The sequence below is a fragment of the Streptomyces sp. Rer75 genome (genome assembly GCF_013414305.1).
In the GTDB taxonomy this organism is placed as follows: Bacteria; Actinomycetota; Actinomycetes; order Streptomycetales; family Streptomycetaceae; genus Streptomyces; species Streptomyces himastatinicus.
This window is the reverse complement of the sequence record NZ_CP058693.1, coordinates 2855587-2868079: the sequence shown is the minus strand read 5'-3', so window position 1 is coordinate 2868079 and position 12493 is coordinate 2855587. Positions and strand designations below refer to the sequence as shown.

The following is a 12493-nucleotide window of genomic DNA, read 5'->3' as shown; positions in this document are numbered from 1 at the left end:
CGTATCCGCTTCACGCCCGGCGGCGCACCCGGTACGCCGTGCCGCGCTCGGCGGGGCGCTCACCCTCGTACGTCTGCCCGCGCATCTCGCACCACGCCGGGATGTCCAGCCGTGCCGCCTCGTCGTCGGACAGCACGGTCACCACCTCGCCCACCGGTACGTCGCCGATGACCTTGGCCAGTTCGATCACCGGAATCGGGCACCGCTTGCCCAGCGAATCGACGACCAGGCCAGGAGTCTCGGAAGCAGCCTCCGCGGCAGCGGCACCGGCCGCCTCCGGGGCGCCCAGCCGCTCGCGGACCCCGGCCACCACGCCCGGCAGCACCTCGAGGAACCGTTCCACGTCCGTCCCCGCGGTCCCGCGCGGGAGCGAGACGCGGATGTTGCCCTCGGACAGCACCCCCATGGCCCGCAGTACGTGGCTGGGGACCAGCGTGCTCGACGTGCACGACGACCCGGACGAGACCGAGAACTCCGCCCGGTCCAGCTCGTGCAGCAGCGCCTCTCCGTCGACATAGAGACACGAGAAGGTGACCAGATGCGGCAGCCGCCGCTCCGGGTCGCCGACCACCTCCACGTCCGGCACCAGCTCCGGCACCCGGGCCCGGATACGGTCCACCAGCCCCCGCAGCCGCTCCGCCTCCTCGGCGGCCTCGGCCCGTACGGCGCGCAGCGAGGCGGCGGCCGCGACGATGGCCGGGAGGTTCTCGAAGCCCGGGGCGCGGCCCGCCTCCCGCTCGTCCACCGGGGCCGGACGGAACCGCGTGCCCTTGCGCACCGCGAGGAGTCCGACCCCCGACGGGCCGCCCCACTTGTGGGCGCTCGCGGTGAGCAGCGACCAGCGGCCCTGCACCGGGCCCCAGCCCAGCGACTGGGCCGCGTCCACCAGCAGCGGTACGCCGTCCGCCGCGCAGGCCTCCGCCGCCTCGGCCACCGGCTGCACGGTGCCGACCTCGTGGTTGGCGGACTGGAGGCAGGCCAGCGCGATGTCGTCGGGCGCCTCGCGCAGGGCCGCCGCGTAACGCTCGGGCGCGACCCGTCCCGTACGGTCCACCGGGACCTCGGCGACCGTGCCGCCGGACGCCTCGTGCGCCGCCGCGGCCTGGAACACCGCGGAGTGCTCCACGGCGGAGACGATCAGCCGCCGCCCGGCCCGCCGGCGCCCGGCGAGCGCTCCGGCGATGCCGTCGTGCAGGGCGCGGGTCCCCGAGGGGGTGAAGGCCAGCTCGTCCGGGCGGCAGCCCACGGCCTCGGCGGCCGTCTCCCGCGCGGCGTCCAGCAGCAGCCGGGCGCGCCGCCCCTCGCGGTAGAGCCGGGCCGGGTCGGCCCACCCCTCGTCGAGGGCGGCGAGCAGCGCCTGCCGGGCCACGGGGTGCAGAGGTGCGGACGAGGCCGCGTCGAAATAGGGCACATAAGGAACGCTAGCCGCTGTGCCCGGCGCACGGCTCATGGCAAGAACCCGACGCCCGGCTCATGACAAAAACGCGGACGTGCCACGCACGGGCGTACGGCGTGCCGACGCGCGGCATCACACGAACGGGGCGGTGCCCGCACCACCTTTACCCCGGCTGTTCCCCGGCCACACCCCGCACCGCCCGCGGGCCCGGAAAACGCTGGCGGAGCAGGTCATTCCGTTGGGATTCCCCGGTGTTCCGGCGGCGACGCCACCCCTTCGGGGAGGGGTCCGGCGCGTTGGGCACCCTCCCCGCGCAGCGCCAAATGGCGTCCAGTAGGGTTTGGTCCGCATAAACATCCAAACCCCTGCCCGCACCGGGCCGGCGACCGACCAGATGACGGCCGCGGCCGACCGCGCGGGCGAGACTCTCGGGAAGGCGCTACGTGAGTCCCAACGGCTCCGACCGCTCGTCGCGGCGCCCGGTGCGGCGGAAGCTGCTGCAGGCGCTGTCCGCGGGCTTGGTCCTGGCGACCGCCACCGGTTGCACATCCAAGGACTTCCCCCGCCTCGGATTGCCCACCCCGGCTACAGAGGAGGCGCCGCGGATCCTCTCCCTGTGGCAGGGCTCGTGGGCAGCAGCGCTCGCCGTGGGCGTGCTGGTCTGGGGCCTGATCCTGTGGTCGGTCGTCCTCCACCGCAGGGCCAGGACCAGGATCGAGGTCCCGGTACAGGTCCGGTACAACATGCCCCTCGAGGCACTGTTCACCGTGGTCCCGATCATCATCGTCTCGGTGCTGTTCTACTTCACCGCGCGCGATGAGAACGCCCTCCTCAAGACCTCCAAGAAGCCCGATCACGTGGTCAACGTCGTTGGCTACCAGTGGAGCTGGGGCTTCAACTACATGGAGAACGTCGACGGGAACGCGGCCAGCCCCAAGGCGACGCCGAAGGAGGTGTCGTCCATCCCCGACAAGATGCTCGACACCGCTCCCAAGGGCGCCGAGGGCGTCTACGAGGCCGGCACCCCCGGTGATCGGAATCCGCAGAACGGCAACCCGGGCCCGACCCTGTGGCTGCCCAAGGGTGAGTCCGTCGAGTTCATCCTGACCTCCCGCGATGTCATCCACTCGTTCTGGGTGGTCCCCTTCCTGATGAAGATGGACGTCATCCCGGGCCACACCAACCGGTTCGAGGTCACCCCGAACCGCGAGGGCACCTTCAAGGGCAAGTGCGCCGAGCTGTGCGGTGTCGACCACTCCCGCATGCTCTTCAACGTCAAGGTCGTTTCCCCGGAGCGCTACCAGCAGCACCTGAAGGACCTGGCGAAGAAGGGCCAGACGGGATACATCCCGGCGGGCATTGCGCAGACGGACCCCGCCAAGAACGCGGAGACCAAGACACAGTGAGCATCCTCAACGAACCCCAGGGTGCCGACGCAACCGCCTCGTACGAGGATGAGTTGCCGGTGCGCCGCAAGCAGCCCGGCAATGTCGTCGTCAAGTGGCTGACCACCACGGACCACAAGACGATCGGCACGCTCTACCTGGTCACGTCGTTCGCGTTCTTCTGCATCGGCGGACTGATGGCGCTCTTCATGCGCGCCGAGCTGGCCCGTCCGGGCACGCAGATCATGTCGAACGAGCAGTTCAACCAGGCGTTCACCATGCATGGCACGATCATGCTGCTGATGTTCGCCACCCCGCTGTTCGCGGGCTTCACGAACTGGATCATGCCGCTCCAGATCGGCGCGCCCGACGTGGCGTTCCCGCGGCTGAACATGTTCGCGTACTGGCTGTACCTCTTCGGCTCGCTCATCGCGGTGGGCGGCTTCCTGACCCCGCAGGGCGCGGCCGACTTCGGCTGGTTCGCGTACTCGCCGCTGTCGGACGCGGTCCGCTCGCCGGGCGTCGGCGCCGACATGTGGATCATGGGTCTGGCCTTCTCCGGCTTCGGCACGATCCTCGGTGCGGTCAACTTCATCACCACGATCATCTGCATGCGCGCTCCCGGCATGACGATGTTCCGCATGCCGATCTTCACCTGGAACGTGCTGCTGACCGCCGTCCTGGTGCTGCTCGCCTTCCCGGTGCTGGCCGCCGCGCTGTTCGCCCTGGAGGCGGACCGTAAATTCGGGGCGCATGTCTTCGACGCGGCCAATGGCGGGGCGTTGTTGTGGCAACACCTCTTCTGGTTCTTCGGACACCCAGAGGTGTACATCATCGCGCTGCCGTTCTTCGGGATCATCTCCGAGGTCATCCCGGTCTTCTCGCGCAAGCCGATGTTCGGTTACTTCACCCTGGTCGCCGCGACGATCTCCATCGCGGGTCTGTCCGTGACCGTGTGGGCACACCACATGTACGTCACCGGCGGGGTGCTACTGCCGTTCTTCTCCTTCATGACGTTCCTGATCGCGGTCCCGACCGGTATCAAGTTCTTCAACTGGATCGGCACGATGTGGAAGGGCTCGCTGAGCTTCGAGACCCCGATGCTCTGGGCGATCGGCTTCCTCATCACCTTCACCTTCGGTGGTCTCACCGGCGTCATCCTGGCGTCGCCGCCGATGGACTTCCACGTCTCCGACTCGTACTTCGTGGTGGCCCACTTCCACTACGTGGTCTTCGGCACCGTGGTCTTCGCGATGTTCTCCGGCTTCCACTTCTGGTGGCCGAAGATGACCGGCAAGATGCTGGACGAGAAGCTCGGCAAGATCACCTTCTGGACGCTGTTCATCGGCTTCCACGGCACCTTCCTGGTGCAGCACTGGCTGGGTGCCGAGGGCATGCCGCGCCGGTACGCCGACTACCTGGCGGCCGACGGCTTCACCGCGCTGAACACGATCTCCACGATCAGCTCGTTCCTGCTCGGCCTGTCGATACTGCCGTTCCTCTACAACGTCTGGAAGACGGCCAAGTACGGCAAGAAGATCGAGGTCGACGACCCGTGGGGCTACGGCCGCTCGCTGGAGTGGGCGACCTCCTGCCCGCCGCCGCGGCACAACTTCCTCACCCTGCCGCGGATCCGTTCCGAATCCCCGGCATTCGACCTGCACCACCCCGAGATCGCGGCGCTCGACCAGCTCGAGCACCAGGGTGCGGCCGACCAGGACAAGGCCCTCGCGGGTGGTAAGGAGGCCGACAAGTGAAGGTCCAAGGCCGGATGTTCATCTGGCTCGCCGTCTTCATCCTGGTGATGGCGATCGTCTACGGCGTGTGGTCGAAGGAGCCCGCCGGTACCACGGCGCTGTTCCTCGCCTTCGGGCTGAGCATCATGATCGGCTTCTACCTGGCGTTCACCGCGCGCCGGGTGGATGTCGGAGCGCAGGACAACAAGGACGCGGACGTCGCGGACGACGCCGGTGAGCTGGGCTTCTTCTCCCCGCACAGCTGGCAGCCGCTGTCCCTGGCCGTCGGTGGCGCCCTGGCCTTCATGGGTGTCGTCTTCGGCTGGTGGCTGCTGTTCTTCTCCGCCCCGATCATCATGGTCGGCCTCTTCGGGTGGGTCTTCGAGTACTACCGCGGCGAGAACCAGAACCAGTAGCTGTTCCCGAACGGGGCCCGACACCACTCAGGTGCCGGGCCCCATTCGTGTGCCGGTACCCGGATGCCACGCTCGGCGCGCCGTCCGCCGCGGGCGTCCATAGCGTGAGCGCATGAACCACACACCTCGATCTCCTCGAACCCGGGCGGTGCTCTCCAGTGCCCTGCTGGTGGCGTCGCTGATAGCGGGTCTCAGCGGATGCGGGGGCCCCTCCTCGGACCCGCTGTCCGCCAAGCCGTACGACGCCGCCGACCAGATCTCCTTCAGCGGTGAGAGCGGCGCGCGCGACGCCGATCCGGACCGGCCGCTCCAAGTGACCGCCAAGGGCGACGACGGCCGGATCACGGACGTCACCGCCACCGACGCGGCGGGCCGGTACGTACGGGGCGAACTGACGCCGGACGGCAGCCGGTGGCGCTCCACCGTGCCGCTGGCGGCGGGCGCCCACTACACGCTGCGGGTGTCCACGGAGGACTCGGGCGGCGCGCCGGGCCGCCGTACGATCGACTTCACCACCAGCTCCAAGCGCAAGCTGCTGAAGGTCACCTTCGGGCCGAAGTCGGGCGAGTACGGGGTGGGCCAGCCGGTCACCGCCAAGCTGAGCCGCCCGGTGAAGGACCCCTCGGCCCGGGCCGTGGTCGAGCGGGGCCTGAAGGTCGACTCGGAGCCCGCGGTGGACGGCGTCTGGCACTGGGTGAACAGCAAGGAGCTGCACTACCGCCCGGCCGAGTACTGGCCCGCGCACGCCACCGTCAAGGTCCGCTCCAACCTCAAGGGCATCAGGGTCGGCGGCGGGCTCTACGGCGGTGACGCCAAGCCGCTGCGGATCACCACCGGCGACCGGATCGAGGCCCTGACCGACTCCGGGACCCACCAGATGACGGTGCGGCGCAACGGGCAGGTGATCCGGACCATCCCGATCACGACCGGTATGCCCGGGTTCGACACCCGTAACGGCACCAAGGTGATCCTCGCCAAGGAGTCGGCGGTGCGGATGACGGGCGCCAGCATCGGCCTCGGCGCCGGTTCCTACGATCTGATGGTCTACTGGGCCGCCCGGGTCACCCAGAGTGGTGAATACGTCCACGCCGCGCCCTGGTCCACGGGCTCGCAGGGGTACGCCAACGTCAGCCACGGCTGCACCGGCATGTCCACCGAGAACGCCCGGTGGTTCTTCAACACCGTGCACCTCGGCGACCTCGTCACGGTCGTCAACAGCAACGGGGACGACATGGCCGCGTTCGGCAACGGCTACGGCGACTGGAACATGGCCTGGACCGACTGGCGTCAGGGCAGCGCCCTCGCCGCCGGTCAGCGGGACGGCAGCACCCCGGCCGACTCGGCCCGGCTCCGCCCCATGGCATGACCGCGTGACACCGCACCGAGTGCGGTCAGGCGCCCACCGCGAGCCGCTTGCGGAGCAGCCCGGCCAGCGCGTCCGTCAGGGCCACCGGGTCCACCGGATGCGTCACCGCGGCCTCCGCGCGGCTCCAGGTGGCCAGCCAGGCGTCCTGCGGGCGGCCGATGAGCAGCACCACCGGCGGGCACTGGAAGATCTCGTCCTTGATCTGCCGGCAGACGCCCATTCCGCCCGCGGGCGCCGTCTCGCCGTCGAGCACGCAGACGTCGATCCCGCCGTCCTCCAGCGCCTCCAGGACGGCCGGGAGCGTCGCGCACTCCACGAACTCCACCGGAGGCAGATCGGCGGCGGGCCGGCGACCGGTCGCGAGCCGCACCTGTTCGCGGGTGTTCGCGTCGTCGCTGTAGACCAGCACCGTGGCGGTCGGCCGCATCGTTTCCTCCGCATCAGCCAAGGGGACTACCGGGCTCCTGCGGCGGATGTTACTCCCGTACAGCCTTCCGGAGGAGGGGGCGAACCGATCTCTCCCTCCTTCGAGGGATCGCCCGGAACAGCCGCGACGAGCAGCATCGATGCCCTTGACACCGTCCTGGACACTCCGAACGGCACCCCCGGGAGTGAGGGCCGGATAAGCGACCGACATAATGTCGGTCGTGGCGACAGCAACGACAGTAGAAACCGGGCACGCGCACCCGTCGGTCAACCGGCCGAACCTCACCAGCGTCGGAACCATCATCTGGTTGAGTTCCGAGCTGATGTTCTTCGCGGCCCTCTTCGCGATGTACTTCACCCTGCGATCGGTGACCGGAGCCGAGCACTGGAAGGAAATGGCGTCCGCGCTGAACTTCCCGTTCTCGGCGACGAACACCACGATCCTCGTGCTCTCCTCCCTCACCTGCCAGCTCGGTGTCTTCGCTGCCGAGCGTGGCGACGTGAGGAAGCTGCGCTCCTGGTTCGTGATCACCTTCATCATGGGCGCGATCTTCATCGGCGGTCAGATCTTCGAGTACACCGAGCTGGTCAAGAAGGACGGGCTTTCGCTCTCCTCCGACCCGTACGGCTCGGTGTTCTACCTGACCACCGGTTTCCACGGACTGCACGTGACGGGCGGACTCATCGCCTTCCTGCTGGTCCTGGGGAGGACGTACGCGGCCAAGAGGTTCACCCACCAGCAGGCGACGGCGGCCATCGTCGTGTCCTACTACTGGCACTTCGTCGATGTCGTCTGGATCGGCCTCTTCGCCACGATCTACATGATCAAGTAAGCCGGTCACCGCGACCGGAAGCACGTCCTTAAAGCATCGACGCAGAAGATCCTGACACCGGGGTAATCCGTGAAAAAGCTCTCCGCACGACGGCGCCATCCGCTGGCTGCGCTCGTCGTCCTACTCTTCGCGCTGGCGGTCACTGGGGGGCTGTACGCCGCGTTCTCGCCGAGCGAGGCGAAGGCCGATGACAGCTCCGCCCAGTCCCTCGCCATCGAGGAGGGCAAGAAGCTCTATTCCGTCGGCTGCGCCAGCTGCCACGGTACGGGCGGTCAGGGGACCACTGACGGCCCGAGTCTGGTAGGCGTCGGCTCGGCCGCCGTCGACTTCCAGGTCGGTACCGGCCGGATGCCCGCCCAGCAGCCGGGCGCCCAGGTGCCGAAGAAGAAGAAGGTCTACACGGACGCCGAGACCGAGCAGCTGGCCGCGTACATCTCCTCGCTCGGCGCCGGGCCGGTGACGCCCACCAAGAGCCAGTACAGCACCGACGGCGCGGATGTCGCGAAGGGCGGAGAGCTCTTCCGTACGAACTGCGCGCAGTGCCACAACTTCGCCGGCAAGGGTGGTGCCCTCACCAACGGCAAGTACGCGCCGTCCCTCGAGGGCGTGAGCAAGAAGCATCTGTACGAGGCCATGCAGACCGGCCCGCAGAACATGCCCTCCTTCCCCGACACCGTGATGCCGGAGAAGAACAAGCAGGACATCATCGCGTACCTCGACACGGTCAACAGCGACAAGTCCAAGACCCCCGGTGGCCTGGAGCTCGGCGGGCTGGGCCCGGTCAGTGAGGGCCTCTTCGCCTGGGTCTTCGGCATGGGCGCGCTGATCGTCCTCACCATCTGGGTCGCCGCCCGGACCGCAAAGGCCAAGAAGTCATGAGTAGCCACGAGATTTCAGAAGCAGAAGAGAAGCTGCCCGCGGAGCGGGCGGAGGGCGGCGCGACCGTAGTCGCGGAAGACCCGTTCGCCGACCCGGGGCTGCCCCCGCACGAGCACCGTCAGCAGGACATCGACGAGCGGGCCGCCCAGCGGTCCGAGCGCACCGTCGCCCTGATGTTCACGGTCTCGATGCTGGCGACGATCGCCTTCATCGCCTCCTACGTGGCGCTGCCGGTCGACAAGTACATCTACGTCTTCCCGATCGGCCACATCAGCGCGCTGAACTTCGCGCTGGGCGTCACCCTCGGCATCGCGCTGTTCTGCATCGGCGCCGGTGCGGTCCACTGGGCCCGCACCCTGATGTCCGACGTGGAGATCGCCGACGAGCGCCACGCCATCGAGGCCAGCCCCGAGGTCAAGGCCAAGGTCCTCGACGACTTCCGGGCGGGTGCCAAGGAGTCCGGCTTCGGCCGCCGCAAGCTCGCCCGCAACACCCTCTTCGGCGCGCTCGCCCTGGTGCCGCTCTCCGGCGTCGTGCTGCTGCGCGACCTCGGCCCGATGCCGGGCACCAAGCTCCGGCACACCAGCTGGGGCAAGGGCAAGCGGCTCATGAACTACAACACCATGCAGCCGCTGCGGCCCGAGGACATCTCCGTGGGCTCCCTCACCTTCGCCATGCCCGAGGGCATGACCGAGGAGGACCACGACTTCCAGACCGAGATCGCCAAGGCCGCCCTGATGCTGGTCCGGCTCCAGCCGGAGAACATCAAGGACAAGCGCGAGCTGGACTGGTCGCACGAGGGCATCGTCGCCTTCTCGAAGATCTGCACCCACGTCGGCTGCCCGATCAACCTGTACGAGCAGCAGACCCACCACGTCCTGTGCCCCTGCCACCAGTCGACGTTCGACCTCTCCGACGGTGGCCGAGTGATCTTCGGTCCGGCCGGTCACGCACTGCCCCAGCTGCGGATCAGGGCCAATGACCAGGGGTACCTCGAAGCCATGGGCGACTTCTCGGAGCCCGTCGGTCCTGCTTACTGGGAGCGCGGATGAGTACTGCAACAGACACGGGCACGCCGCGGCGCGGCAAAGCGCCCGCGGGCGAGCGCGTCGCCGACTGGGCCGACGGCCGGCTGGGCATCTACAGCCTGGCCCGGGCCAACATGCGCAAGATCTTCCCGGACCACTGGTCCTTCATGCTGGGCGAGGTCGCGCTCTACAGCTTCATCATCATCATCCTCACGGGTGTGTACCTGACGCTGTTCTTCCACCCCAGCATGGAAGAGGTCGTGTACCACGGCCCGTACGTCCCGATGCAGGGCGTCCGGATGTCCGAGGCGTTCGCCTCGACGCTCGACATCAGCTTCGAGGTGCGCGGCGGTCTGCTGATCCGGCAGATCCACCACTGGGCCGCGCTGGTCTTCCTCTGCGCGATGTTCGTGCACATGATGCGCGTCTTCTTCACCGGCGCGTTCCGCAAGCCGCGTGAGATCAACTGGCTGTTCGGCTTCCTGCTGTTCTTCCTCGGCATGCTGACCGGCTTCACCGGCTACTCGCTCCCCGACGACCTGCTCTCCGGCACCGGTCTGCGGTTCATCGAGGGCGTGTTCCTGTCGATCCCGGTCGTCGGCACCTATATCTCGATGTTCGTGTTCGGCGGCGAGTTCCCGGGCATGGATCTCATCCCGAGGCTCTACCCGGTCCACGTCCTGCTGCTGCCGGGCATCATGCTCGGCCTGCTGGTGGCGCACCTGATCCTGGTCTTCTACCACAAGCACACGCAGTACCCCGGGGCCGGAAAGACCAACAAGAACGTCGTCGGCATGCCCCTGCTGCCGGTCTACATGGCCAAGGCGGGCGGCTTCTTCTTCCTGGTGTTCGGCGTCATCGCCGTCATCTCCGCGATCGCCACGATCAACCCGATCTGGACCATCGGCCCCTACCGGCCCGACCAGGTCTCCACCGGCGCCCAGCCCGACTGGTACATGGGCTTCGCCGAGGGTCTGGTCCGTGTGATGCCCGGCTGGGAGATCACCGCCTGGGGCCACACGCTCGTCCTGGGCGTGTTCATCCCGATCGTGCTCTTCCCGCTGGTCCTCTTCGCGATCGGCCTCTACCCCTTCATCGAGGGCTGGATCACCGGCGACAAGCGCGAGCACCACATCCTGGACCGCCCGCGCAACGCCCCGACCCGTACGGCCTTCGGTGTCGCCTGGCTGACCGCGTACTTCGTGATGCTGGTCGGTGGTGGCAACGACCTGTGGGCCACCCACTTCCAGCTGTCGATCAACTCGATCACCTGGTTCGTGCGGATCGGCTTCTTCGTCGGCCCGGTCCTCGCGTTCATCGCCACCAAGCGGATCTGCCTCGGCCTCCAGCGCCGCGACAAGGAGAAGGTGCTGCACGGTCGCGAGACCGGCATCATCAAGCGCCTGCCGCACGGTGAGTTCATCGAGGTGCACGAGCCGCTCACGCAGGAGCAGCTGCACGTGCTCACCCAGCACGAGCAGCCGAAGGCGTACGAGATCGGCCCCGAGGTCGACGAGAACGGCGTCCGCCGCAAGGTCACGGCGTCGCAGAAGCTGCGGGCCAGGCTGTCCAAGACGTACTACGGCAAGGACGCCTTCATCCCGAAGCCGACTTCCGAGGAGTACAAGGAGATCACCAGCGGCCACGGCCACCACTGATCTCTTCCGTCGTCTGACGCCACCGACCGGGGCCCCGGCCCGGACCTCACGGTCCGGACCGGGGCCCCGGTCGTGGTTATGAACGTCCTCCGCGCCGATAGGCTTGGGCTGATCGAGCGCTGATCGAGCCATGAGACATTTCAGGAGCGGACCATGGACGTTGTGACCCCAGCCGGAGGCGACAGCACCGCGACGGCCCGCACCTGGCCGGACGTGCTCAGCTCCCTCCTCGGTGGCCAGGACCTCAGCGCCGACGACACCGCCTGGGCCATGGACCGCATCATGCGCGGCGAGGCCACCGACGCCCAGATCGCCGGGTTCGCGGTCGCGCTGCGGGCCAAGGGCGAGACCGTCGCCGAGCTGTCCGGCCTCGTCCGTGCCATGTACGGGCACGCCAAGACGATCGAGGTGCCCGGGCCGACCGTCGACATCGTTGGCACGGGCGGCGACCGCGCCAAGACCGTCAACATCTCGACCATGTCCGCTCTGGTGGCGGCCGGTGCGGGCGCGCGCGTGGTCAAGCACGGCAACCGCGCCTCGTCCTCCGCGAGCGGGGCCTCCGACGTCCTGGAGAAGCTCGGCGTCAACCTGGACCTGAGCCCGGCGCGGGTGGCCGAGATCGCCGAGGAAGCGGGCATCACCATGTGCTTCGCGGTCAAGTTCCACCCGTCGCTGCGACACGTCGCGGCGGCCCGCCGCGAGCTGGGCATCGCCACCCCGTTCAACTTCCTCGGCCCGCTCACCAACCCGGCCCGGGTCCGCTGCCAGGTCACGGGCGTCGCCGACGCCCGGATGGCGCCGATCATGGCCGGGGTGCTGGCCGAGCGCGGCTCCTCGGCGCTGGTCTTCCGGGGCGACGACGGCCTGGACGAGCTGACCGTCACCGCGACCTCCCAGGTGTGGGTGGTGCGGGACGGCACGGTCCGCCGGGAGACCTTCGACCCGCGCGACATCGGCTTCGACCTGGCCCCGGTGGAGGCGCTGCGCGGCGCCGACGCCTCGCACAACGCGGACGTGGCCCGCCGCCTTCTGGCCGGCGAGACGGGCCCGGTCCGGGACGCGGTCCTGCTGAACACCGCCGCGGCTCTGGCGACCCTGGACTGGGACCGCGAGCCCTCCGACACCCCGCTGACGGCCCGCATCGCGGCGGGCGTCACCCGAGCCGCCGAGTCGATCGACTCGGGCGCGGCGAGGGAGTCCCTGGAACGGTGGGTGCGGGCGAGCAACGCGTAGCGGGCGCGCGGGGTTTCGTCGCCGGGTGCGGCCCGGTGGCCGGGTTGTGCCCACCCGTTCCGCCCTGCGGAACGATTGCCCACAACCAGGTAGACCTGCCCAGCCCTCGCCCCGGCGCCCTGGCCCTGTACACCCCC

Annotated in this window: 11 protein-coding genes; 9 read left to right on the top strand and 2 right to left on the bottom strand. The window is 68.8% G+C overall.

The window, feature by feature from the left end:
- Positions 1-10: 10 nt before the first annotated feature.
- On the bottom strand, positions 11-1411 hold the full coding sequence (locus HYQ63_RS12000) for a cysteine desulfurase/sulfurtransferase TusA family protein (RefSeq protein WP_179933805.1): 1401 nt from the start codon (positions 1409-1411) through the stop codon (positions 11-13).
- Between the two features lie 428 nt (positions 1412-1839).
- Between HYQ63_RS12000 and coxB the strand changes: the two genes are divergently transcribed.
- The 4 genes from coxB to HYQ63_RS11980 all read left to right on the top strand — a co-directional run bounded on the left by coxB (position 1840) and on the right by HYQ63_RS11980 (position 6299).
- Entirely contained in the window at positions 1840-2802 is a 963-nt protein-coding gene (coxB, locus tag HYQ63_RS11995) for a cytochrome c oxidase subunit II (protein ID WP_179933804.1), read from the top strand.
- On the top strand, positions 2799-4538 hold the full coding sequence (gene ctaD, locus HYQ63_RS11990; RefSeq protein ID WP_123101579.1) for a cytochrome c oxidase subunit I: 1740 nt from the start codon (positions 2799-2801) through the stop codon (positions 4536-4538). The genes coxB and ctaD overlap by 4 nt, the downstream gene beginning before the upstream one ends.
- A complete protein-coding gene (locus HYQ63_RS11985) occupies positions 4535-4933 on the top strand; it encodes a cytochrome c oxidase subunit 4 (protein WP_123101577.1) in 399 nt (132 codons plus the stop codon). Before ctaD ends, HYQ63_RS11985 begins: the two co-directional genes overlap by 4 nt.
- 112 nt (positions 4934-5045) lie before the next feature.
- On the top strand, positions 5046-6299 hold the full coding sequence (locus HYQ63_RS11980) for an Ig-like domain-containing protein (RefSeq protein WP_179933803.1): 1254 nt from the start codon (positions 5046-5048) through the stop codon (positions 6297-6299).
- A 25-nt stretch (positions 6300-6324) separates the two neighbouring features.
- Here HYQ63_RS11980 and HYQ63_RS11975 read toward each other — a convergent pair whose 3' ends face one another.
- The gene (locus HYQ63_RS11975; RefSeq protein WP_009718589.1) at positions 6325-6726 is read right to left on the bottom strand and encodes a hypothetical protein; all 402 of its coding nucleotides are present in this window, start codon (positions 6724-6726) and stop codon (positions 6325-6327) included.
- Between the two features lie 211 nt (positions 6727-6937).
- On the opposite strand from HYQ63_RS11975, the gene HYQ63_RS11970 reads away from it, so the two are divergent.
- The 5 genes from HYQ63_RS11970 to trpD all read left to right on the top strand — a co-directional run bounded on the left by HYQ63_RS11970 (position 6938) and on the right by trpD (position 12356).
- The gene (locus HYQ63_RS11970) at positions 6938-7558 is read left to right on the top strand and encodes a heme-copper oxidase subunit III (protein WP_179933802.1); all 621 of its coding nucleotides are present in this window, start codon (positions 6938-6940) and stop codon (positions 7556-7558) included.
- Between the two features lie 69 nt (positions 7559-7627).
- Positions 7628-8437: a cytochrome c gene (locus HYQ63_RS11965; protein ID WP_179933801.1), complete on the top strand. Its 810-nt coding sequence runs from the start codon at positions 7628-7630 to the stop codon at positions 8435-8437.
- Positions 8434-9489, top strand: coding sequence for a ubiquinol-cytochrome c reductase iron-sulfur subunit (locus HYQ63_RS11960; protein WP_179933800.1), 1056 nt, complete (start codon positions 8434-8436; stop codon positions 9487-9489). The genes HYQ63_RS11965 and HYQ63_RS11960 overlap by 4 nt, the downstream gene beginning before the upstream one ends.
- Complete coding sequence (locus HYQ63_RS11955; RefSeq protein WP_179933799.1) at positions 9486-11123, top strand: cytochrome bc complex cytochrome b subunit; 1638 nt, start codon at positions 9486-9488, stop codon at positions 11121-11123. Before HYQ63_RS11960 ends, HYQ63_RS11955 begins: the two co-directional genes overlap by 4 nt.
- A 153-nt stretch (positions 11124-11276) precedes the next feature.
- A complete protein-coding gene (gene trpD, locus HYQ63_RS11950; protein ID WP_179933798.1) occupies positions 11277-12356 on the top strand; it encodes an anthranilate phosphoribosyltransferase in 1080 nt (359 codons plus the stop codon).
- Positions 12357-12493 lie beyond the last annotated feature (137 nt).